This window comes from Chryseobacterium vietnamense, assembly GCF_031454475.1.
Taxonomy (GTDB): domain Bacteria; phylum Bacteroidota; class Bacteroidia; order Flavobacteriales; family Weeksellaceae; genus Chryseobacterium; species Chryseobacterium vietnamense.
In genome coordinates this window covers 1,998,714-2,021,556 of the sequence record NZ_JAVDQX010000001.1, presented here as the reverse complement: position 1 = coordinate 2,021,556, position 22,843 = coordinate 1,998,714, and the positions used below count along the sequence as shown (strand labels likewise).

Annotated in this window: 21 protein-coding genes; 18 read left to right on the top strand and 3 right to left on the bottom strand. The window is 37.1% G+C overall.

All coding sequences use genetic code 11. The features are described 5' to 3' along the window. Positions 1 to 253: 253 nt before the first annotated feature. A complete protein-coding gene (locus tag J2786_RS09160) occupies positions 254 to 1,471 on the bottom strand; it encodes a phage tail-like protein (protein ID WP_047433667.1) in 1,218 nt (405 codons plus the stop codon). A gap of 420 nt (positions 1,472 to 1,891) precedes the next feature. Between J2786_RS09160 and J2786_RS09155 the strand changes: the two genes are divergently transcribed. The 10 genes from J2786_RS09155 to J2786_RS09110 all read left to right on the top strand — a co-directional run bounded on the left by J2786_RS09155 (position 1,892) and on the right by J2786_RS09110 (position 14,982). After that, complete coding sequence (locus J2786_RS09155) at positions 1,892 to 4,396, top strand: PIG-L family deacetylase (RefSeq protein ID WP_047433666.1); 2,505 nt, start codon at positions 1,892 to 1,894, stop codon at positions 4,394 to 4,396. A 100-nt stretch (positions 4,397 to 4,496) separates the two neighbouring features. Beyond that, positions 4,497 to 6,188, top strand: coding sequence for a sodium:solute symporter family protein (locus J2786_RS09150; RefSeq protein WP_047433665.1), 1,692 nt, complete (start codon positions 4,497 to 4,499; stop codon positions 6,186 to 6,188). 34 nt (positions 6,189 to 6,222) lie between these two features. Next, positions 6,223 to 6,741, top strand: coding sequence for a DUF2911 domain-containing protein (locus J2786_RS09145; RefSeq protein WP_047433664.1), 519 nt, complete (start codon positions 6,223 to 6,225; stop codon positions 6,739 to 6,741). A 312-nt stretch (positions 6,742 to 7,053) separates the two neighbouring features. Then, positions 7,054 to 7,353, top strand: a complete 300-nt coding sequence (locus J2786_RS09140) for a hypothetical protein (RefSeq protein ID WP_047433663.1) — start codon at positions 7,054 to 7,056, stop codon at positions 7,351 to 7,353. Positions 7,354 to 7,699: 346 nt separating this feature from the next. Further along, a complete protein-coding gene (locus tag J2786_RS09135) occupies positions 7,700 to 9,175 on the top strand; it encodes a hybrid sensor histidine kinase/response regulator (RefSeq protein ID WP_047433662.1) in 1,476 nt (491 codons plus the stop codon). Positions 9,176 to 9,180: 5 nt separating this feature from the next. After that, on the top strand, positions 9,181 to 12,789 hold the full coding sequence (locus J2786_RS09130; protein WP_047433661.1) for a response regulator: 3,609 nt from the start codon (positions 9,181 to 9,183) through the stop codon (positions 12,787 to 12,789). 15 nt (positions 12,790 to 12,804) lie between these two features. Further along, positions 12,805 to 13,170 carry a response regulator gene (locus tag J2786_RS09125; RefSeq protein WP_047433660.1) on the top strand — a complete coding sequence of 122 codons (366 nt, stop codon included), beginning with the start codon at positions 12,805 to 12,807 and terminating at the stop codon, positions 13,168 to 13,170. Further along, the gene (locus tag J2786_RS09120; RefSeq protein ID WP_047433659.1) at positions 13,171 to 14,001 is read left to right on the top strand and encodes a CheR family methyltransferase; all 831 of its coding nucleotides are present in this window, start codon (positions 13,171 to 13,173) and stop codon (positions 13,999 to 14,001) included. Positions 14,002 to 14,012: 11 nt separating this feature from the next. Beyond that, on the top strand, positions 14,013 to 14,582 hold the full coding sequence (locus J2786_RS09115) for a chemotaxis protein CheB (RefSeq protein WP_047433658.1): 570 nt from the start codon (positions 14,013 to 14,015) through the stop codon (positions 14,580 to 14,582). 28 nt (positions 14,583 to 14,610) lie between these two features. Beyond that, positions 14,611 to 14,982 (top strand): response regulator, encoded by a 372-nt coding sequence (locus tag J2786_RS09110; RefSeq protein ID WP_047433657.1) that lies wholly within the window; start codon positions 14,611 to 14,613, stop codon positions 14,980 to 14,982. 56 nt (positions 14,983 to 15,038) lie between these two features. On the opposite strand, the gene J2786_RS09105 is transcribed toward J2786_RS09110, so the two are convergent. Further along, entirely contained in the window at positions 15,039 to 15,326 is a 288-nt protein-coding gene (locus J2786_RS09105) for a hypothetical protein (RefSeq protein WP_047433656.1), read from the bottom strand. A 117-nt stretch (positions 15,327 to 15,443) separates the two neighbouring features. On the opposite strand from J2786_RS09105, the gene J2786_RS09100 reads away from it, so the two are divergent. Then, positions 15,444 to 16,127, top strand: coding sequence for a MarR family winged helix-turn-helix transcriptional regulator (locus J2786_RS09100; protein WP_047433655.1), 684 nt, complete (start codon positions 15,444 to 15,446; stop codon positions 16,125 to 16,127). A 141-nt stretch (positions 16,128 to 16,268) separates the two neighbouring features. Here the strand turns inward: J2786_RS09100 and J2786_RS09095 are convergent, their stop codons facing one another. Continuing rightward, positions 16,269 to 17,090 (bottom strand): alpha/beta fold hydrolase, encoded by an 822-nt coding sequence (locus J2786_RS09095; protein ID WP_047433654.1) that lies wholly within the window; start codon positions 17,088 to 17,090, stop codon positions 16,269 to 16,271. 483 nt (positions 17,091 to 17,573) lie between these two features. On the opposite strand from J2786_RS09095, the gene J2786_RS09090 reads away from it, so the two are divergent. From J2786_RS09090 to J2786_RS09060, 7 genes are all read left to right on the top strand, one after another. Then, positions 17,574 to 18,116, top strand: a complete 543-nt coding sequence (locus J2786_RS09090) for a hypothetical protein (RefSeq protein WP_047433653.1) — start codon at positions 17,574 to 17,576, stop codon at positions 18,114 to 18,116. Positions 18,117 to 18,318: 202 nt separating this feature from the next. Further along, positions 18,319 to 18,864, top strand: a complete 546-nt coding sequence (locus tag J2786_RS09085; protein WP_310024806.1) for a peptidoglycan-binding protein LysM — start codon at positions 18,319 to 18,321, stop codon at positions 18,862 to 18,864. 322 nt (positions 18,865 to 19,186) lie between these two features. Further along, the gene (locus tag J2786_RS09080) at positions 19,187 to 19,732 is read left to right on the top strand and encodes a peptidoglycan-binding protein LysM (protein ID WP_142017105.1); all 546 of its coding nucleotides are present in this window, start codon (positions 19,187 to 19,189) and stop codon (positions 19,730 to 19,732) included. A 323-nt stretch (positions 19,733 to 20,055) separates the two neighbouring features. Next, positions 20,056 to 20,601 (top strand): hypothetical protein, encoded by a 546-nt coding sequence (locus tag J2786_RS09075; RefSeq protein WP_047433651.1) that lies wholly within the window; start codon positions 20,056 to 20,058, stop codon positions 20,599 to 20,601. Between the two features lie 66 nt (positions 20,602 to 20,667). Beyond that, positions 20,668 to 21,213 carry a hypothetical protein gene (locus J2786_RS09070; protein ID WP_047433650.1) on the top strand — a complete coding sequence of 182 codons (546 nt, stop codon included), beginning with the start codon at positions 20,668 to 20,670 and terminating at the stop codon, positions 21,211 to 21,213. Positions 21,214 to 21,414: 201 nt separating this feature from the next. Further along, positions 21,415 to 21,960 (top strand): hypothetical protein, encoded by a 546-nt coding sequence (locus J2786_RS09065; RefSeq protein WP_047433649.1) that lies wholly within the window; start codon positions 21,415 to 21,417, stop codon positions 21,958 to 21,960. An 80-nt stretch (positions 21,961 to 22,040) separates the two neighbouring features. After that, positions 22,041 to 22,841: a fimbrial biogenesis chaperone gene (locus J2786_RS09060; protein WP_310024800.1), complete on the top strand. Its 801-nt coding sequence runs from the start codon at positions 22,041 to 22,043 to the stop codon at positions 22,839 to 22,841. Positions 22,842 to 22,843: the final 2 nt, after the last annotated feature.

The window sequence follows — 22,843 nt, the reverse complement described above, 5'->3', positions numbered from 1 at the left end:
CATTGCTTTGCCCACTTAAATTAAACGGTATTATAAATGATCTTTGCGTTTACTTTTTAATTCAGAAATAACTTCAAATATGATTCCCCTGAGCCTTTGAGCTAGTAAGTAAGATTATCGTATTTAGGCTTGTTCCGAAGTGAGGAGACTTCGGAGAGCAATTAATGCAACCATCCCTTATGATTTTGCATCGATAAATGTACTGTAAACTTTGTAGATAAATAAAAAATGCCCCTTTTTCAGGGGCATTATATTATTGAGCTTTTACCTGCTCTATCTTGATGAATATTTTAGAAAGGTTGGGCTGGGCACTGCCTGTAGTGGGTGCTCCTACCATAATGGTTGCGGTATAAGCGGTTTTTGAAGAAGGATTACTGTCTATCCAGGTATATCTTCTGTGCTCAGGTCCGCCGCCGGCTCCATCTATAATCCCTATATTCCCCCAGTAGGCACTTCCAACTGCCCCTGTACCTTGAGGAAACCAGGTGGCAGATGAGTCTGCCATACCACCCCATACTCCTGAAGTAATATTGTTGGTGGTTACCGCAGAGCCAATATAACCACCATATTCGGTATTATAATTCCAGTATAGATTAACGGTAGCACCAGTATTATTAAATAATTGTACATTAGGAACTGCAGCGGTTGTACCACTTGTGGTATCAAATATTACCCTGATCGAATACTTACCATCCGGGGTCGCAAGAGGCAAAGTATAGGCCTGTTTCCCGTTGCCATCGGTGGTTAGGGTAGGGTATCCCATTACAGCAACAGGCGCAATGTCTGCACGGCTGCTATTTCCTACTGTAGCAGTACAGTTTTGTGCTGCAGTTAAGAAAGAAACTGTAGCGCTGGTCATCGGAACAGCCATATCATTACCGGTGGCAGGAGTTCCACTCACGGAGAATACCAGTTCGCCATCACCAAACTCTAAAGTTCCGGGTCTTAGCTGGAAGGTTAATCCGTTTACTGTAAAAGGGGTTCCTGAATTATAGGAACCTCCGTTTCCGCCACTGTAAGTAACTCTCAGGTTTCCGGTGTACGGAGTACCGGGAGTATAAGTAGAAGGATTTAAGTAAGCTGTAGTACATTGTAATGCAGAAATTGCCGGAGCCACAGCATTGGTTGCCTGCGTCAGCCTTTGCCATACTGTTCCATCAAAATAATAATAGCCCATAGCAGTAACATTAATACGTTGTCCTGCAGTATCTCCACCGGTAACATCCGTAATATAAACTAATGCTCCGGTCTGATTGCTGCCATACGTAGCTGTATTGGCTGTAAGCTCTGCTCTTGTAAGCCTCGGAGCCTGTAGTCCGTATGTTTGTGTGTTATCCGTAATCAGTCCTGAAGTATCTCTTTTTGCAGATACATCCACCGTTGTTTTAGGTGAAGTGGTGTTGAACCCTACTTGGGCAAATGAGAATGCAGAAATAAGAACTGCACAGAGTTGTGTAAATTTTGTTTTCATATAAAAGTGTGATTTTGTGTAAGTTCAAATATAGCTTTTTTTTATGGAAAATAAAATAAAAGACCTTTGTAATTGTGAAAAATTAATTAATTGGTAATATTCTGTTTGATTTAAGTATTGAATATGGGTTTAAAACTATTGATGTCAAATTCTCTGTTTTTCTCTATATCACCTCCTTTGATTGAAAAAGATACGATGATTTTTATGACGCAAAGTTTTCATTTTTGAACCTGTTGACTATATATGGAAGCCCACTTGCAATAAAGTGGAATTATTGATGAGCTTTGTATTGGTCTTTTTTATATTTATAGCGCTTTTTTTAGAAAAATTTAATACAATGTTTGAAATTTATAGGTTGTTTTTCTTTTAATGTTGAAAGAAAGATGATTTACTTATATTTGCCCCGCAAAGCAAATTCATATGTTCAAAAAAGTAATTACTGTATGTGTCCTTAGCTTTTATACGGTTTTTTGTTCGGCTCAGCAGGTTCGGCCTTCAAAATCATCTGAAATTTACCGTGAACTCAAAACCCTTAAACATCTGCCTAAAGTTTTATACCTTGCGGCTCATCCCGATGATGAAAATACAGGATTACTTTCCTGGCTGATCAACGATCAAAATGTAGAAACGGGTTATCTGTCTTTAACCAGAGGAGATGGCGGGCAGAATTTATTAGGTACAGAGCAGGGTGCTGCATTGGGTTTAATCAGAACACATGAGCTTTTAGAGGCAAGAAAGTTAGACGGCGCTCAACAGTTTTTTACCCGCGCAATCGATTTCGGGTTCTCTAAAAATACGACCGATACCTTTAAACAATGGGATGCAGATAGTATTACAGCGGATGTAGTATGGGTAATCCGTCAATTCCGTCCTGATGTTATCATTTGTCGTTTTCCTCCTACTGCGGCGGCAGGGCACGGACAACATGCGGCTTCGGCTGTGGTTGCGGAAAAAGCTTTTAAGCTGGCGGGCGATAAAACAGCTTTCCCGGATCAACTGAAATATGTCAATACATGGCAGCCCAAACGTGTATTGTGGAATACTTTCAGGTTTGGAGGAGTCAATACGACCGCTGAAAATCAACTGAAAGTTACCGTTGGACAGTATGATGCCCAACTGGGAATGGGGTATGGCGAACTGGCGGGATTAAGCAGAAGTCTGCATAAAAGCCAGGGTGCAGGAACACAGTCTGTAGCCGGGATCAGAACTGAATATTTTTCCCACGTTATTGGTGAACCTGCAAAAACAACCCTTTTCGATGGAGTTGTTAAAACCTGGACTTCACAAGGAAACGCTGATATAGACCAATCCTTAGATAAAATTATTTCCGATTTTAATTTTAATAATCCTGACCTTAGCGTACCAGCTTTGCTTGCTTTGCGAAAAAAGGTCATGGCGCTGAAAGATGGAGACCTGAAAAAAGATAAAATTAAATCGCTTGACCATATTATTTTAAGCTGTGCCGGATTTATGGGCGAGGCAGTTACCAGTCAGGCTGAAGCTGTTGCCGGGGATCATTATAATTTCAGGCTCAATCTGATTTCAAGAGCGGCCAATCCGGTTGTTTTAGAAAATGTTAAATGGTTAAATCAATCAGAAAATTTCAACAGAAAATTATCAAAGGATTCTTTAATTACTATTCAGCATGATATTCAGATTCCTGAAGATGCAGCCCTCACAGAACCTTACTGGCTGGCAAAAGCGCCTGTGAACGCAGCCACTTTCTCCGTTCCCAATGATACTTTAATCGGTTTACCCGAGGCAGAATCACCACTGAATGTTTTGCTTGGTTTAAAAATCGGTTCAGAACAGTTTCAGGTTAAACTTCCTTTATCTTTCAAGAAATTAGATCCGGTACGTGGTGATGTTGTTGAAGCGTTGCGTATTGTTCCCGCCCTGGAACTGAAATATACTCAACCCCTGTATTGGGCCAAAGAAAATGAAGATTTACATTTGAGCTTACACATTAAGGTTAATTCTGACAAACAGTACAATAAAGGTGTTCTAAACCTGATGTATAACGGAGAACGCTTAGGCAGCACTGATGTAAATTCACTTAAAGGAAAAGACTTTACCGTCGATTACGTTATTCCAAAAGCTAAGCTTGCCTCAATACACTCCGCCCGTTTGCCATTGGATGCCAGTTTTGTTGCAAATGGAGTTACTTACAATAAAAAGCAGATGTTAATTCAGTATCCGCATTTGCCTTCTTTACAATATTTTTCACCAGCAACAGCAATTGTAATGAAAGGTGAAATTCAGACAAATATTAAAAAAATCGGTTATGTAGAAGGTGCAGGTGATTTCATTCCTGAGTTTCTGCGCATTGCGGGTATTCAGGTAGACGTCTTGAAAGACGAAGATTTTTATGGTAACTTAGATGAAACCGGTGGAAATAGTAGTCAAAACAAGCTATCACAATATGATGCAATCGTATTGGGGATTCGTGCTAACAACACAGAGAAAAAGCTTGGTCGCTGGATGCCTTTTTTATGGTCTTATGCAAAAGCTGGGGGGAATCTGGTGATGCAGTACAACACCAACCAGGATACCACCGTTGACAAATTGGGAATGTACAATTTCAGTATTGCCAATAAGCGTGTTACCGAAGAAAACGCTGCTGTTACCTTTTTAAACCCCAATCATAAATTACTGAACTTCCCGAACAAAATCACGGCGGATGATTTTAAAGGCTGGGTGCAGGAGCGTGGTGCTTATTTCCCCGCTCAATGGGATGCAGCCTATGAACCGCTTTTTGAAATGCATGATACAGATGAAGAACCTCTTCAGGGATCCACTTTATATGCCAAATACGGAAAAGGGAATTTTATTTACACACCGTTGGCATTTTTCAGGCAGCTGCCTGCAGGAAATGTGGGTGCAGCCCGTTTATTTTTTAACTTTTTATCTGCACAGAAGAACTAATGAACAAACAACTTAAAAACTGGAATATCTGGTACATACTATTAGCCGTTGCATTAGTATTGCAGATCGTATTTTATTATGGGTTTACTAAATTCTGGGCATGAGTAATATAGATTGGACTGTTCTTATTTTTACACTTGTTATAGTGGTGGTTTACGGCGTATTCATCGGTCGTGGCCAAAAAAGCAACGAATCCTACCTGAAAGCAGATAATAAAATGCCCTGGTACATTGTGCTTATCGGTATTATGGCCACGCAGGCCAGTGCCATTACTTTTCTTTCAGCACCGGGCCAGGCGTATACAGACGGGATGCGTTTCGTTCAGTATTATTTTGGCTTGCCACTGGCGATGATTGTAATCTGTATTACCTTCATCCCGATTTTTCAGCGCTTAAATGTTTATACAGCTTATGAATATTTGGAAAATCGTTTTGATAAAAAAACAAGGGTGCTCACTTCACTGCTTTTTCTTTTTTCCAGAGGTTTATCAACAGGAATCAGTATTTACGCTCCAAGTATCATATTATCGAGCGTATTAAACTGGAATATTTATTTAACCAATGTTTTAACAGGAGGGATTCTGCTGATTTATACCTATGTTGGTGGAGCAAAAGCAATTGCCCACACCCAGAAATTACAGTTTCTTATTATTCTGGGAACAATGGCTTTTGCAGGTTTTCTGCTTATTCAGAATATGCCGAATGGAATCGGGTTTACAGATGCGCTATATCTGGCGGGAAAATCCGGCAAGCTTAATGTAATTACCACAGAATTCGATTGGAAAGATAAATACAATATCTGGAGTGGATTGATCGGTGGTTTTTTTCTGGCACTTTCTTACTTCGGTACGGATCAGAGTCAGGTTGGCAGATATATTACTGCAAAAGACAATACCAATGCTAAAATGGGTTTGCTGTTGAACGGATTGGTGAAAATTCCGATGCAATTTGCTATTCTTCTTATTGGTGCTTTGCTTTTTGCATTCTTTTCTCTAAAACCGGCTCCGATTTATTTTAACGAACGCTCTTACCAACAGTTGAAGGAGGCAAAACCTGAACAGGCCGCGGTTTTTGAAAAAGAACATCAGGATTTACAACTGAAATTTAACGCAGAATCGAAAGAAATTTTAAAGTTGAAAGAAACTCATTCTCCTCAGCTCAAAAAAACAATTCAGGATTTTAAAGATACACAGACCCAGGTAAAAGCACTTCACAGCAGGGTAGAGGAAGCGATCAATAATTCAAACTATAATGCAGAAAAAACAGATACGAATTACATTTTCCTGTATTTCGTAAAAAATACTTTGCCTGTAGGGATGATCGGTTTACTGTTTGCCGTCATTTTTCTGGCCAGCTGGGGTTCTATTTCGGCAGCGCTGAATTCCCTTGCCGCCTGCTCATTAAAAGATGTTCATTTAATATTCAGCAAAGAAATTCCTGATGAAAAAACCGAATTGAAGTATAGCCGTCTGCATACGTTAGCCTGGGGTATTTTTTCAATCGCTGTCGCAATGTTTGCCACACAGATGGGTTCTCTTATTGAAGCGGTTAATGTACTGGGTTCTCTTTTCTATGGTCCGATATTGGGGATCTTTCTTGTAGCATTTTATTACAGGAAAATCACTGGCCCGAATGTATTTATTGCTGCCATTTTATCGGAAATTGCTGTGATTGCCGTTTATCAGTTCGATATCGTTTCTTTCCTTTGGCTTAATGTAATCGGGGCAGCAGCGGTCATTGTATTTTCTGCAATCGGTTTGCTGTTTTATAAGCAGAAAACAGTAAATTCGTAAACGAACAATAATAAAAACAAACAAATAAAATATTATGAAAACGATTCTTAAATCTGCGACTGTACTTGTTGCTACCATGACGATTTCAATGAATGCCTTTGCACAGGAGGCCAAAAAACCTGCCAGCCCTCCGGCTACTGCTACGGGAAAAATTAAAGATGCAAACATTACCATTGCCTATAGCAGCCCTTCTGTGAAAGGACGTACAATCTGGGGAGGTTTAGAAGCTTATAATAAAGTTTGGCGTGCAGGTGCCAATGAAGCCACTACTTTCGAAACAGATAAAGACATTACTGTTCAGGGTAAAAAACTGCCTAAAGGTAAATACAGCTTTTTCTTAATCCCTAAAGAAAGCGGAACCTGGACTGCAATTTTTAACAAAGAGCCAAAACAATGGGGTGCTTATAAATATGAAGAATCTAAAGATGCGCTACGTGTTGATGTAAAAACAAAAGCTTTACCGGCAACACAGGAAACTTTAGTGTATAAAGTAAATAATAATGGATTCACAATGGATTGGGATAAAATCTCAGTTCCTGTAGAGATCAAATAAACTGAAATATAATAAATTAAAATCCCGCATTAGCGGGATTTTTTGTTTTGTAGTATTAAAAGTCTTTCTAAAAAACACCATCATACTTGAAAAAAAGTAAATGGTGGTCAATTATTTTTTAAACTTTGCTAAAAAGGTGGGAATAGAGCTGCCTGCTTTTTTCGCTGATGTACCTCAATGATGTAATTCGTCTGAGCAGAATTTTTGTTTAAAATTTATGCTAATTTCAATTTTAAGAAAAATTTAAGATACTCTTTCTTTTTTAGGCATGAAGATTGTTTATTTATATACCAAATACTTAAATATTATATTATGAATAATTCAGATTACAACAAAGCGGAAAAAGCAGTAAACGAAACAGAAAATAATTTAAAAAATGCAGCCAACGATGTAAAATGGAAAGTGAATGATCTGGCAGATAAAGCCAGAGATTACATCAATGAAAAAAGGAATAATGATGAAGAGGCAACTCAGGAAGATTGGCTGGAAAGAGTAAAATCCAATATTACTGATACTTGGGATGATATTAAAGATAAAGCGGATGAGGCTTGGGAGAAAACAAAGGATGCTGCTGAAGATGTAAAAGCCGAATGGAGAAAGAAAACAAATTAAAGTTAGTTTGATAAAAGACCGGAACTCTAAAAGTTCTGGTCTTTTATTGTTTGTGTAGTTTATTTGTATTCTATATTTAGGATTTTAATTTTCTGTTATATTGATAACCAATCAAAAAACACCTGAGAAGTTATAATTCATTTTTTCATAGAATTTTGTTTCTTATCAGAATTATAATTTTTTTAAATATTATTATCTGTTTCAATTCTCACACCATCCTATTTTCAATAGTAAAAATGTGGTATGAAATAGTTATTCATAACACTTTAAAAATTGTTATGCTTTGAAATATTGTGACTATTTTTGAGGTTTAAATATCTGTAACCAATTATTGATTTTAACTTCTATGATTTTAATTGTTGATGACAATCAAAGTAATCTTTATTCACTGCAAAAATTACTTGAATCCAAGGACTTTAAAGTAGAAACTGCCAATTCAGGAGAAGAGGCTCTTGGAAAAGCTCTCAAAAATGACTACGCCCTTATTATTCTGGACGTTCAAATGCCTGATATGGATGGTTTTGAAGTAGCAGAAACACTGGCGGATTATAGTAAAACAAAAGAAGTTCCCATTATATTTTTATCGGCTGTCAATACGGACAAAAAATTTATAACCCGAGGCTATGCTTCAGGAGCTAAAGATTATGTAACCAAACCTGTAGATCCTGAGATCCTTTTACTGAAGGTGAAAACCTTCTATAATCTTCAGGAAAAAAATATTGCGATGAAAAAGAGCCAGCAGAATCTTGAGCTGGAGGTTAAAGGAAGACGAGAGTCACAAGTGACCATGAAGTCTCAGATAGACCATTTTCATTTAATGCTTGAATCCCTTCCACAAATTGCATTTACCCTGAATGAATTAGGAACTGTAGATTTTGTGAATGGTAAATGGTACGAATATTCAGATTCTGAGCAGAATTTCCCTAAAATACATCCGGATGATCCCGATATCACCGAGGAGTTTGAAAGATGCAGGAAAAAAGGAAAAGCGCTTGAGCTCGAAATCAGAATTAAGAATGTCATTTCGGGTAATTACCGTTATCATTTGCTTAGAGTGACTCCTGTGTACGATGAAGATCGTATTAAAAACTGGGTAGGGACTTTTACCGATATTGATGATCAGAAAAAAGTTGAAAAAGAAAAAGATGAATTCTTAAGCATTGCAAGCCATGAGCTGAAAACCCCTTTAACGAGTATTAAAGCATACGTGCAGTTATTGGAAAGAAAGTTGAAACTGGATAAAGAAAGTTCTGAAGCGGGATTTGTAATGAAGGTTCAGAGCCAGATTGAGAAGCTGAATACATTGATTACGGATCTGCTGGATGTTTCTAAAATAGAAAATGGCAAGCTTAAAATTAATAAAAAACCCGTTAATCTCGAAAATCTGATCAGTAATGCGATTGAAACTATCCTGCAGACCCATGATGAACAGCAGGTGAAGATAGAGCGCCATGGAACAAAACCGGATATTTTAATTCCTTTAGACGAAATCCGGATAGAGCAGGTGCTTATCAATTTTCTGACGAATGCGATCAAATATTCACCAAACAATAACCAGGTTATTGTGAGTACTTTTGTAGATGAAGAAGCGGAGGAAGTAAGAGTAAATGTAACCGACTTTGGAATCGGAATTCCTGATTTTAAACAAGATGCCGTATTTAAAAAATTCTATCGTGTAGAAGAATCTTCACTCCAGTTTCAGGGAATGGGGATAGGCCTGTTTATCTGTTCTGAAATTATCAAACAGCACCATGGAAGTGTCGGTGTTTCCAGTATTTTAGATGAAGGCTCTACTTTTTATTTCACATTACCACTAAATTAATTTTAATGCCTAAAAAAATAATACGAAATCTTCAATTTGGAGTAGGATTTTCTCTTTTGATTTTAATAGTAAGCTCACTGGCTTCCTATTGGAGTATCCAGAATCAGATGAATCATAGGGAGAGCCTTTCGAAAAGCAGACGTTCTGTAACGGCAGTGAAAGATGTGCTGGTTGCTTTATTGGATGCAGAAACTGGAAACAGAGGGTATCAGCTGACCGGAAGAGAAGATTTTCTTGAACCTTATAAAAGAGGTCTGAGAGAATATCCTAAAGCTTTGATACGTGCTGAATCTTTGGATATAGATGATCAGAATCAACAACAAAGAATTGCCGGTCTGAAAGCTTCAGTTGCTCAGGTGATGGAGAATCTGAAGCACTTGGTAGAGAACAGACGACGAGGTGTCATAATGACTCAACAGCAGATTACTGAAGGTAAAATCTATATGGATCAATGCCGGAGAATTGTCAATGATTTTGTACAATATGAAGAAAGCCAGCTTGAAATTAAAAATAAGGATCTTAACCAGTCATCCGGAACAACCGTTCTTTTTATTATTTTTTCTGCCATTGCTGCAGTAGTCGTAACTACATTTTTCTATGTAAAAATGCGTGCAGATCTTATCCGAAGAGATAAACTGGAAAGAATGCTTAAAGAGAAGGATGAAGAAATGACGCGACGTGTAAGTGCAATTCAAAGGATTGCCAACAGAGTAGCTAATGGTGATTACAGTGAGAGAGTAGTGGATAATGCTCAGGATGATCTTGGAGATCTTGTTGAATCTCTCAACCATATGACAGAATCTCTCAAAACTTCTTTTGAGAAAATTAATAAAAGCGATTGGCGTCAGAAAGGTCTTGCATTACTGAATGAATCACTGGTAGGAAATAAATCTGTACAGGAAGTTTCTAATAAAGCTTTGATGCAATTGATTGAATATGGAAACTGTATTAATGGTTCGGTATATTTGTATGATGAAGGTATTTTAAAGCTTAATCAGGCATTCGGGCTGGAATCCAATATGAAAAAAGCTTTTGAGCCGGGAGAAGGAATGGTGGGTCAGGCTTTTGTGAATACTAAAACACAGGTTTACAACAATCTTCATGAAGACGACTTTGTGGTAACTTTTGCCAGCAGTACGATTAAAATTTATGGAATTATATTGCTTCCGCTCTTTTCAGACGGCCACATCATAGGAGTACTGGAACTGGGCTCCACTTCCAACTTTGATAAAGACAGAATAAGTTATTTTGAAGAATGCTGCGTGAATATAGGAATTGCTCTGAGTGCTGCAAAAAGCAGAGAAAAAGAGCAGCAGTTACTGGAAGAAACCCAGGCTCAGTCTGAAGAACTGCAGGTTCAGCACTCTGAACTTGAAAACCTGAATACAGAACTTGAAGCACAAACACAGAAACTTCAGGCTTCGGAAGAAGAACTCAAAGTACAGCAGGAGGAATTGCTGCAGGCAAATGCTGAGCTGGAAGAGCGTTCAAGATTGCTGGAAGAGAAAAATCACTTGATTGCAGAACGTAATAATGAAATTCAGAAAAAAGTTGAGGAACTGGCATTAAGCACTAAGTACAAATCTGAGTTTTTAGCCAATATGTCTCATGAATTGCGGACTCCACTCAATTCAATTCTTCTTTTATCACGATTAATGACGGAAAATCCGGAGGAAAATCTTAATGAAGATCAGGTGGAATCTGCAAAAGTAATTCATAGTTCCGGTACCAGTTTATTAACCCTTATTGATGAAATTCTGGATCTTGCAAAAATAGAATCCGGTAAAATGACTCTTGAATACCAGGATGTGGTTATTGAAGAAGTAGTAAAAGATTTAAAGAGTCTTTTCAATCCTGTTTTTCAGGAGAAAAGTCTTCCATTTAATATCAGGATTGAAGCAGATGTTCAGAGGGTTATCGAAAGTGATCGGCTAAGAATTGATCAGGTCTTAAGAAACCTGCTTTCTAATGCTTTAAAGTTTACAACGAAAGGAAGCATAGGATTACATATCAAAAAACATTCTGAAAAACCAGATTTTGTTGTATTCTCAGTTAAAGATACCGGTGTTGGAATACCGGCGGATAAGCAAAAAATTATCTTTGAAGCCTTCCAGCAGGCTGACGGATCTACCAAACGGAAATTTGGAGGAACAGGTCTGGGACTTTCTATAAGCCGTGAAATTGCCAGGCTTCTCGGAGGTGAGATGGTTCTGAAAAGTGAAGTAGATAAAGGAAGTGAATTCAGCTTTATTATTCCTGTACATGCTGTGACGGAAATTACTCCTTCTGAAACAGATCAGGATCTGGTAGAGGTGATACGCGAAGATGTGGAAGAAATTCAGCATATTCTTGATGAAGGCGAAGTAAAGCCAGTGATTTTAAATACGCTTGAGATCCCTGAAGATGTTGCTGATGACAGAGAAAATATTCAGGATGGAGATAAAGTTATTCTGATCATTGAAGATGACATTAATTTTGCAAAAGCACTTTTGAAATATGCCCATTTGCAAAACTATAAAGCAGTGGTGGTGGTAAGAGGAGATCATGCACTTTCTGCAGCTCGCAAATACCACCCGCATGCAATTTTACTGGATGTACAGCTTCCTGTAAAGGATGGTTGGGAAGTAATGGATGAACTGAAATCTGATCCTCATACCAAACATATTCCGGTTCATATGATGTCTGTTCTTCATCTTAAAAAAGAAAGTCTTATGAAAGGTGCCGTAGACTTTATTAATAAGCCGGTAGCACTGGATAAAATGACCGATGTATTCGGAAAGATCGAGGAAGCGTTAAAAAAAGGATCTCAAAAAGTTCTGATTGTGGAAGAAAATGCCAAACATGCCAGTGCATTGTCTTATTTTCTGAGCAATTTTAATATTTCTTTATCAGTAGAACATACGGTGGAAGATAGTGTGAAAGCACTCACTTCTGATCTCGTTGACTGCGTTATTCTGGATATTGGAAGTACAAAAGGAAATGATTATCATGTAATAGAATCAATCAAAAGCCATGAAGGTCTTGAGAATCTTCCTATTATCATCTTTACAGAGCATCATTTATCTAAAGAAGAAGAACTTAAAATAAAACAGTATGCAGACTCAATTGTGGTGAAGACTGCACACTCATATCAAAGAATATTGGATGAAGTAGGACTCTTTCTGCATCTGGTGGAAGAAAAAAACAGTTCAGCAGAAAATAATACAGGCAGAATGCTTGGATCTTTAACGGAAGTTCTGAGTGGTAAAAAAGTCCTGATCACTGATGATGATGTCCGTAATATTTTTTCTTTGACAAAAGCACTGGAAAAATATAAGGTTGACGTAATTGTTGCCATGGATGGAAAGCACGCGCTTGAGCAAATTCATCACAATCCTGATATAGATGTTATTTTAATGGATATGATGATGCCGGAAATGGATGGCTATGAAACAATAAAGCAGATAAGAAAAATGCCCGCCTTTAAAAAACTGCCTATTATAGCGGTAACTGCAAAATCAATGATTGGAGAACGTGAAAAATGTATTACGGCAGGAGCTTCAGATTATATCTCAAAACCTGTAGATATCGATCAGCTGTTGTCTCTGCTTCGCGTTTGGTTATATGAAAGTTAAACAGATAAAATTCTGATGAGTAAGAAAATTTTAATTGTGGATGATGATTCACGTAATATATTTGCATTGAAACTCACCCTTAAGGCTCGTGGATATGTAGTTGAAACCTCTACAATGGCTCAGGAAGCTTTGGATATGCTAAAGGCTGATCCTACGTTTTCAGTGGTGCTTATGGACATGATGATGCCCGGAATAGATGGATATGAGGCGGTAAGAATTATAAGAAATACCCCTGAAATCAAAGATATTCCTGTGATTGCTGTTACAGCGCAGGCAATGCCTGAGGACCGTCAGAAATGTATTGAGGTAGGAGCAAATGATTACGTTTCAAAACCAATTGATGTAGATCTTCTAATGATGGCAATAGAAAAAAATTCATAGATGCTGGAACCAAGTATCGTAAAAGATAAAGAAATAGAATGTCTGATTAACGATGTCTATGAGATGTATGGCTATGACTTTTCCGGTTATAGCAGAGCTTCGTTTAAAAGAAGGGTAAATCGGATATGTCTTTTAGACCGGTTTACCAGCTTTGCTGAACTTAGATATACCATTATGAATGATGGCGAATATTTAAAGCGGTTCGTGGAAGAAGTGACGGTAAATGTTACAGAAATGTTTCGGGATCCTTCTTTTTTTAAATCATTGCGGGAGAAGGTTCTGCCGCAATTGGGTACTTATCCGCTGATCAGAATATGGATTGCAGGATGCTCTACGGGAGAAGAAGCATATTCCATAGCCATTTTACTGAAAGAAGCCGGGCTTTATCATAAGTCACTGATTTATGGAACGGACTTGAATCCTGCGGTTCTCGAGACAGCCAGAGCCGGAGTTTTTCCGTTACAGCAGATGAAATTATACTCTGAAAACTATATGCTTTCTGGAGGAAAAAGAGATTTTTCTGATTATTATACGGCCAATTATGACAGTGTGAAGTTTGATAAAAGCTTACAGGAAAAACTTATTTTATCTACTCATAATTTGGTGTCAGACAGCTCTTTCAACAGCTTTCAGCTGATTATATGCAGAAATGTTTTGATTTATTTTGATAGAGAGCTGCAGGAGAGGGTATTCAGTCTTTTCGACAATAGTCTGGAAAATTTAGGATTTCTTGCCCTTGGAGCCAAAGAAACACTTAGATTTTCTACCATAGAAAAGAACTATCATCAGATTGATGACCAGAAAATCTGGAAAAAGCTTGATCATCATTAATAAATACCGCTATGAAATCACAGACAGGCATTGAATTAATTGTAATAGGAGGATCGGCAGGAAGCTTACAGGTCATTATTGAAATGGTTAAAAATCTGGATAATACAACCCCTGTTCCCATTGTTCTTGTGATACACCGCAAAGCTCAATCTGGAGATATTTTGCGGACTTTACTGCAGCAGTTTACGAAGATACCGGTCGTAGAGGTGGAAGATAAAACAGCGGTTGAAGATAATACAATATATATTGTTCCTGCTGATTATCATCTATTGTTTGAGAATACAAAATGGATGTCATTAGACAGTTCAGAAAAAATGAATTATTCCCGCCCATCGATAGATGTTACATTCAGGTCTGCAGCAGAAATCTATGGGGAAAATTTAATAGGTATTCTTTTATCAGGAGCTAATGCTGATGGGGTAGAAGGGTTAAGCTATATTAAAAAAAATAATGGACAAGTATGGGTTCAGGATCCTGAAACGGCAGAAATAAAATTTATGCCTGAGCATGCCATAGAAGAAATTGAATATGATTTAATTATTACGCCGGCTGGTCTGGCAGATTATATAAAGCAATTGTAATATTTAAGAATAAAATAATCTACATAATATGAGTAAAAGGAAAATCTTAATTTTTGATGATGAAACGGCTATTTTAGAAGTGATCACCATTATATTCGAAGAAAATGGGTATGATGTCAGAATTTCAGAGACTTCACACGATATCCTGGAGAAAGTGGCAGACTATCAGCCGGATGTTATCCTGATGGATAACTGGATTCCAAAAATAGGAGGGGTAGAAGCTACAAAACTTCTTAAAAGTACCGAAGCATTTAAACATATTCCGGTAATCTACGTTACCGCCAATAGTGATATTGTTGCTTTAGCATCGGAAGCTGGAGCTGATGATTATGTTTCAAAACCTTTTGATCTTGATGATCTTGAAGCCATGGTAGCGAAACATTTAAAAGAACAGGTGTAAGACCTGATTTATTTAAACGATATACTGAAGATTTCTCAAAACTTTGAGAGATCTTTTTATTTTCTCTCCAATGTCTTCATAATCTGGTCCTTTGTTAAAAGATGGGTATTCACATCGTGAATTAAAGAAGCCAGTAAAGTATACAATTCTGAATTCTCCATAATAACATCTGAAAAGGTTTTAACCAAAATTAATTTTCTGGAAATGATATTTTGAGCGACAATATATTCATTACCCACATTGATATCGATGTTCAATTCCCTTTTTATGATGATACTAAAGTAATTATCAATAAAATTTTTATCTTTTATTAAATCTATTGGTGTTGTTTCTACGTGGTCCATACCGTTATTTACTTTAGTTTATTTTTAAACAATTATTATACCGTAGTAAGGAAAAAGTAATTTCAGTATGGGATATATTGCGTAGTTATTGGTATATTTGTAAACTATTTTAGAGAAATGAATTATACGCTTATTAAAGATTTTATAGACCTGTTGCAGGAATTTGAAAACGAAGTTCAGATGGGTTCCGATGCGTATCCGGGAAATATTCAGGGATTTAAAGCATGGATTTCCAATAAGCAAAATCCTGAAGAACTTCATGCTCAGGAACCGTATTGGGAAGGTAAAGAGAATGGGAGAACCCCGGAAAGTGCTATAAGTACTTTGCTCGTTCACCTTAACCGATATGCAAAAACCTACTCAAAGTCTGCCATCTCAGATTCTGAGTTTTCAACACAGGAAGACTTTATTTATCTGATTAATCTTAAAGCTTTTGGCGAAATGACAAAAATGGCTCTTATCAAAAAGAATATTCATGATAAGCCGGTAGGTATGCTGATTATTGCAAGACTTCTGCGTCAGGGACTTATTGAGCAGACAGACTCTGACCAGGATAAAAGAAGTAAAGTGATCCGGATTACTGAAAGAGGTTTGCAGGTTTTGGGCAACCAGATGGAAAAAATTCGTCAGGCTACCAATATCGTTGCCGGAAATCTGAATTATTATGAGAAGATGGAGCTTATACGGATTCTTAATAAACTGGATCGCTTTCATTATCCCATTTTTTCACGAAATATCAGTTCTGATCAGCTTATCGATATAGTATATGATGATTACTCATTTAAAGATTCATCAATTTAGTAAGTAATATAGCAAAAAAAATACGGCGATTTACATCATCCACGGATAAGTAAGATTAAAGATTTTCTGACCAGTGAAGGTTTTGGAGATAGTAATAGAAAAATGGGAATCATTTTCGATTCCCATTTTTTGTATATTATATTAAGACTCAATAAACTCCAAAAGATCTTTATTAATAGTTTCGTGCTCCGTAGTAGGCATTCCGTGAGGGAAACCCGGGTACGTAATCAGTTTTCCGTTTTTCAGCAGTTTTGCAGATTTAATTGCAGAATTTTCGATAGGAACAATCTGGTCATCTTCTCCGTGAAGAACCAAAACAGGAATATCCACAGCTTTTAAATCTTCAGTAAAGTCAGTCTCTGAAAATGCTTTGATTCCGTCATAATGTGCGACAATACCACCCATCATTCCTTGTCTCCACCAGTTTCTTTGTACTCCGTCTTTTACAGTAGCGCCTTCTCTGTTGTATCCGTAGAAAGGGAAAGTTAAATCAAAATAAAACTGGTTTCTGTTATTCAAAGTCTGTTCTCTGATCCCATCAAAAACTTCCATCGGAACACCGTCAGGATTGTTTTCGCTTTTTACCATTACCGGTGGAACGGCACTGATTAAAACTGCTTTTTTGGCTCTTCCGTTAGAATATTTGTGAACGTAACGGATAACTTCACCACCTCCTGTAGAGTGGCCAATGTGAACGACATCTTTCAAGTCTAGGAATTCAACCAATTCCGCAGCATCAGAAGCATATTGTTCGATGGTGTGATTGTAAATATTCTGACTGGAACGACCGTGGCCTCTTCTGTCGTGAGAAACCACCCTGTAACCTCTCTGAAGGAAGAAAATGACCTGCGCATCCCAATCGTCCGATGATAATGGCCATCCGTGGTGAAACATTAATACAGGTCCTTCGCCTTGGTCTTTATAAAAAATCTCTGTTCCGTCTTTTAATTTTAGTGTGCTCATTTTTTAAATTTTTATTGGTGTTGTTAATTTATTTGATAATTGTTTTTTTCTTATTACTTCAGCAAATGTACGGTAGATAAAGCAGGTAGAAATTAATCTAGTTTAATTTCGTACATTTTCATAATGACAATATCAAAATAAGCTCCCTGAAGTTGGGTTGCATATTCGGTATTAAGTTAATAATAAAAAACAGAATAAATTTTAGTAATAAAAAATAGTGGCCCAACCATGAATAATGAGATCAGTCACACTTATTCTCCAACATAAGCCATCGAACCGTCCAACAATTTTCTTATGCATAATGATATGGATAATAATGTAAGATTTTAATAATAAATTACTCTATCTGATTGAATATCTGCAAACTTTAAGATGGTAATATGTAATGAATGATGAAAAAAGCTTTGGTAATGTCAGATAATGTTATTAGATTTATAATGAAGTTCTGAATGACAATATTACACCTCACTAAATTTATTAATCATGAAAAAGCAAATCTTTATCGTTGCGCTGTCTCTGGGAGCCATCGCCTTAGGAACCCACCGGGTTATGGCACAAAATTCAGAGCAGGTGAGTACATCAGTCAATATTATTTTATCGGACGTTATTGCTATGGACATTGGTTCTGCTGCTTCAGAAGGTGCTGTAGATTTTAATTATGGGAGTACAAAAGATTATAATTCATCAAAAAATGTGACCGTTCCCAACAGTTTGGTCATTATTTCCTCCAAAAATTTTGATGTAAAAGTAAAATCTGAAGGAGCACACTTTGTAAGTGGGGCCAACTTAATTCCTGTAGATATATTACAGGTTAAAGCAATACCAGGAGGAAATCTGGTGGGAACCCTGAATGAAGTCACTTTATCTACAAATGATCAGGTGCTGGTGAGTAATGCAAGCTTAGGCACCAAACAGTCTTTAAATATTGCTTACTCTATTTCGGCTGAAAATGCATCCAAGGTACTTCTGGGAAAACCCCAGGGAACCTACACACAGAAAATAACTTATACTGCCACTGCATTGTAAGTAAATACCAATTTTAAAATAGAAAAGCCCTTGATACCATAAAAGTATTGAGGGCTTTTTTTTATCATATGAATAAACCGTGTAGTGATTTTACTACATGAACTTCCTTTTTCCACTACAAAGAAAATTTTAGCACCACTATAAATTTGCAGTATACAAAAGATAACAATTAAATAAAAAATAATAATAAAATATTTCTGCCATGACAAAACAAATCGTAATCACAGCCTTAACTTTTGGAGCAATTATACTAGGAACTAACAATGTTCAAGCTCAAAATACAACTGCAACCACAACGGTAAACATTACCCTTAACGATGTGATCTCTATCGATGCAGGAAGTACAGCTATTGGTAATACGGTAGATTTTAACTATGTTACTGCAGCCGACTACAACTCTGATCAGACGATTACCAAAGCCAACTCTTTGAAAGTTACTTCTACAAAGAACTTTAATGTTAAAGTAAAAGCAGGAGGTGCTAATTTTATGAATGGAACCAACTTAATTCCTGTCAATGTTCTGACGATTAAAGCCGCTACCGCTGCCGGAACCATGGGGGGAACAAAAAGCGCAGTAGTTTTATCTGCAACCGATCAGACTTTGGTATCCAATGCTCCTCTTGGAAGTGCATTAACATTGAACCTGGACTACACTATTCCAGCGGCAAAATCTTCATCTTCTGATATTTTAGGTAAACCAGCCGGAACTTATACTCAAACAGTAACTTATACTGCAACAGCTTTATAAGTTAACTTTTTTCATATTAATATTTTGTGATTTGGTGTTTCGAAGGCTTCCTCAGGGAAGCCTTTGATTTTGTATGTATTGTACCGATATAGATAAAAATTTAAAATCCGGGAATAAATATCTGTCAGCTGTAAGGTAGAATCTACCCTCATAATTAGAAAGTGCTGAGGGTTTTATTATTTAAGTCAAAATGATAAACCGTGTAGTGATTTTACTACATGAACTTCCTTTTTCCACTACAAAGAAAATTTTATCGCCGCTATAAATTTGCAGTATACAAAAGATAACAATTAAATAAAAATAACAATAAAATATTACTGCCATGACAAAACAAATTTTAATCTCAGCCTTAACTTTTGGAGCAATTGTACTAGGAACTAACAATGTTCAAGCTCAAAATACAACCGCAACTACAACGGTAAACATCACCCTGAATGATGTGATCTCCATCGACGCAGGAAGTACAGCTATTGGCAATACGGTAGATTTTAATTATGTTACTGCGGCAGACTATAACTCTGATCAGACGATTACCAAAGCCAACTCTTTGAAAGTTACTTCTACAAAGAACTTTAATGTTAAAGTAAAAGCAGGAGGTGCTAATTTTATGAATGGAACGAACTTAATCCCTGTCAATGTTCTGACGATTAAAGCCGCTACCGCTGCTGGAACCATGGGGGGAACAAAAAGCGCAGTAGTTTTATCTGCAACGGATCAGACTTTAGTATCCAATGCTCCTCTTGGAAGTGCACTAACATTGAACCTGGACTACACTATTCCAGCGGCAAAATCTTCATCTTCTGATATTTTAGGTAAACCAGCCGGAACTTATACTCAAACAGTAACTTATACTGCAACAGCTTTATAAGTTAACTTTTTTCATATTAATATTTTGTGATTTGGTGTTTCGAAGGCTTCCTCAGGGAGGCCTTTGATTTTGTATGTATTGTACCGATATAGATAAAAATTTAAAATCCGGGAATAAATATCTGTCAGCTGTAAGGTAGAATCTACCCTCATACTTAGAAAGTGCTGAGGGCTTTACTATTTAAGTCAAAATGATAAACCGTGTAGTGATTTTACTACATGAACTTCCTTTTTTCACTACAAAGAAACTTTTCCCACCATTATAAATTTGCAGTATACAAAAGATAACAATTAAGTAAAAAATAACAATTAAATATTACCATCATGAAAAAACTAATCGTAATCTCAGCCTTAACTTTTGGAGCAATCCTATTAGGAACGAACAATGTTCAAGCTCAAAATACAACCGCAACTACAACGGTAAACATTACCCTTAACGATGTGATCTCTATCGACGCAGGAAGTACAGCTATTGGTAATACGGTTGACTTTAATTATGTTACTGCAGCAGACTACAACTCTGATCAGACGATTACTAAAGCCAACTCTTTGAAAGTTACTTCTACAAAGAACTTTAATGTTAAAGTAAAAGCAGGAGGTGCTAATTTTATGAATGGAACGAACTTAATTCCTGTCAATGTTCTGACGATTAAAGCCGCTACCGCTGCCGGAACCATGGGTGGAACAAAAAGCGCAGTAGTTTTATCTGCAACCGATCAGACTTTAGTATCCAATGCTCCTCTTGGAAGTGCATTAACATTGAACCTGGACTACACTATTCCAGCAGCAAAATCTTCATCTTCTGATATTTTAGGTAAGCCTGCCGGAACTTATACTCAAACAGTAACTTATACTGCAACAGCTTTGTAGCAGCTGTAGATTTGTAAGGTTCAAAAGAGAACCATTAAACAAGAATAATAATTAAATCTTACTGCCATGACAAAACAAATCGCCATCACAGCCTTAACTTTTGGGGTAGTTATATTTGGAACTAATAATGTTCAAGCTCAAAACACAGCCGCAACCACAGCTGTAAACATTACCCTGAACGATGTGATCTCTATCGATGCAGGAAGTACAGCAATTGGGGGGATAGTTGCCTTTAACTATGTTACTGCAGCAGACTATAACTCTGATCAGACAATTACCAAAGCCAACTCTTTAAAAGTTACCTCAACGAAGAATTTTAATGTAAGGGTAAAAGCAGGAGGACCGCATTTCGTCAATGGTTCAAACTCAATTCCTGTAGATGTTTTGATAATCAAGGCTGCAGAAGCTCCCGGAAATATGGGCGGAATCAAAAACGAAGTGGTTTTATCTCCAGGAGAAAGAACCTTAGTATCCAATGCTCCTCTTGGAAGTGCATTAACACTGAATCTGGACTACACCATTCCAGCGGCAAAATCATCATCATCTGATATTTTAGGTAAACCAGCTGGAACTTATACCCAAACAGTTACTTATACTGCAACTGCTTTATAATAAAAAAAACACATCAATATATCTGCCCTCAGTACCTGGAAGTGCTGAGGGTTTTTCTATTTATCAAATGAATAAGCAGTGTAGTGATTTTACTACATGAACTTCCTTTTTCCACTACAAAGAAACTTTTACCACCACTATAAATTTGCAGTATACAAAAGAGAACAATTAAGTAAAAAATAACAATAAAATATTACCATCATGAAAAAACAAATCGTAATCACAGCCTTAACTTTTGGAGCAATCATATTTGGAACTAACAATGTTCAAGCTCAAAATACAACCGCAACTACAACGGTAAACATCACCCTTAACGATGTGATCTCTATCGATGCAGGAAGTACAGCTATTGGTAATACGGTAGATTTTAACTATGCTACTGCAGCAGACTATAACTCTGATCAGACGATTACTAAAGCCAACTCTTTGAAAGTTACTTCTACAAAGAATTTTAATGTTAAAGTAAAAGCAGGAGGTGCTAATTTTATGAATGGAACGAACTTAATCCCTGTCAATGTTCTGACGATCAAAGCCGCTACAGCTGCCGGAACCATGGGTGGAACAAAAAGCGCAGTAGTTTTATCTGCAACGGATCAGACTTTGGTATCCAATGCTCCTCTTGGAAGTGCATTAACATTGAACCTGGACTACACTATTCCAGCGGCAAAATCCTCATCTTCTGATATTTTAGGTAAACCGGCCGGAACTTATACTCAAACAGTAACGTATACTGCGACTGCTTTATAATAAAAATTTTAGTTTGTAAAGGTTCCTTTTGCTATGTTTTCAGTAGTTTTGGGAATCTTTATCATTAAACTATTTACACCATGCACAAGTTTATTCACCTTTTCATTTTCTTTATCCTCACAGGATCTTCTTCACTTCTGGCACAAAGTATCTCCATGTCGCCTACGCGCTTGTTTTTTACAGGTAATCCGGGAGAAAAAGTAACAAAGACAGTCACGCTTCAAAACAGCTCGGATAAGGATTATGTTTTTAATCTCAATTACAAAGACTGGGTTAGAGAAGAAGACGGAAATAAGGTTTATCTTGAAGCAGGCAGTTCAAAAACTTCTAACGCTTCCTGGGTATCCACCTTAGAAAACGCTGTAACAGTTCCTGCAAAAAGTACAAAAGAGATTGTAGTAACCATGCAGATTCCGGCAAATGCATCACCATCTGCCGTTACGAACAGCATGTTGTTTTTCACCCAACTTCCTCAGCAGGCAGATAAGGCACGTATTCAGAATGGTATTGGTATTATCACCTTATTTGAGGTAGGGCTTCACATCTTTTATACTCCACCGGGAAACCATGTGAAAAGTCTGGATATTACCAATATTTCAGAAGTGAAAAGTGAGAATGCAGCGAACAGAAAAGTGGCAGTAAGTATCCATAATGATGGAAACACCATCAACGATGCCACCGTTGAGTTTGAACTTACCAATACAGACAGTGGTAAGGAAATAAAATTACCCGCCATTTCCATCTCTATGCTTCCGGATACCAATCAGCTTGTTCAGTTTTCTTTACCAGAGAACATTTCAGGGAACTTCCTTGGTGTAGTTATTATCAAAATGGCAGAATCCAATGATTTACGTGTAGGAGAAAAAAACTTTAAATTTTAAAA

Coding starts and splice junctions, on each gene's coding strand:
- J2786_RS09160 (WP_047433667.1), bottom strand. CDS start 1,471: ATGAAAACAAAATTTACACAACTCTGTGCAGTTCTTATTTCTGCATTC.
- J2786_RS09155 (WP_047433666.1), top strand. CDS start 1,892: ATGTTCAAAAAAGTAATTACTGTATGTGTCCTTAGCTTTTATACGGTT.
- J2786_RS09150 (WP_047433665.1), top strand. CDS start 4,497: ATGAGTAATATAGATTGGACTGTTCTTATTTTTACACTTGTTATAGTG.
- J2786_RS09145 (WP_047433664.1), top strand. CDS start 6,223: ATGAAAACGATTCTTAAATCTGCGACTGTACTTGTTGCTACCATGACG.
- J2786_RS09140 (WP_047433663.1), top strand. CDS start 7,054: ATGAATAATTCAGATTACAACAAAGCGGAAAAAGCAGTAAACGAAACA.
- J2786_RS09135 (WP_047433662.1), top strand. CDS start 7,700: ATGATTTTAATTGTTGATGACAATCAAAGTAATCTTTATTCACTGCAA.
- J2786_RS09130 (WP_047433661.1), top strand. CDS start 9,181: ATGCCTAAAAAAATAATACGAAATCTTCAATTTGGAGTAGGATTTTCT.
- J2786_RS09125 (WP_047433660.1), top strand. CDS start 12,805: ATGAGTAAGAAAATTTTAATTGTGGATGATGATTCACGTAATATATTT.
- J2786_RS09120 (WP_047433659.1), top strand. CDS start 13,171: ATGCTGGAACCAAGTATCGTAAAAGATAAAGAAATAGAATGTCTGATT.
- J2786_RS09115 (WP_047433658.1), top strand. CDS start 14,013: ATGAAATCACAGACAGGCATTGAATTAATTGTAATAGGAGGATCGGCA.
- J2786_RS09110 (WP_047433657.1), top strand. CDS start 14,611: ATGAGTAAAAGGAAAATCTTAATTTTTGATGATGAAACGGCTATTTTA.
- J2786_RS09105 (WP_047433656.1), bottom strand. CDS start 15,326: ATGGACCACGTAGAAACAACACCAATAGATTTAATAAAAGATAAAAAT.
- J2786_RS09100 (WP_047433655.1), top strand. CDS start 15,444: ATGAATTATACGCTTATTAAAGATTTTATAGACCTGTTGCAGGAATTT.
- J2786_RS09095 (WP_047433654.1), bottom strand. CDS start 17,090: ATGAGCACACTAAAATTAAAAGACGGAACAGAGATTTTTTATAAAGAC.
- J2786_RS09090 (WP_047433653.1), top strand. CDS start 17,574: ATGAAAAAGCAAATCTTTATCGTTGCGCTGTCTCTGGGAGCCATCGCC.
- J2786_RS09085 (WP_310024806.1), top strand. CDS start 18,319: ATGACAAAACAAATCGTAATCACAGCCTTAACTTTTGGAGCAATTATA.
- J2786_RS09080 (WP_142017105.1), top strand. CDS start 19,187: ATGACAAAACAAATTTTAATCTCAGCCTTAACTTTTGGAGCAATTGTA.
- J2786_RS09075 (WP_047433651.1), top strand. CDS start 20,056: ATGAAAAAACTAATCGTAATCTCAGCCTTAACTTTTGGAGCAATCCTA.
- J2786_RS09070 (WP_047433650.1), top strand. CDS start 20,668: ATGACAAAACAAATCGCCATCACAGCCTTAACTTTTGGGGTAGTTATA.
- J2786_RS09065 (WP_047433649.1), top strand. CDS start 21,415: ATGAAAAAACAAATCGTAATCACAGCCTTAACTTTTGGAGCAATCATA.
- J2786_RS09060 (WP_310024800.1), top strand. CDS start 22,041: ATGCACAAGTTTATTCACCTTTTCATTTTCTTTATCCTCACAGGATCT.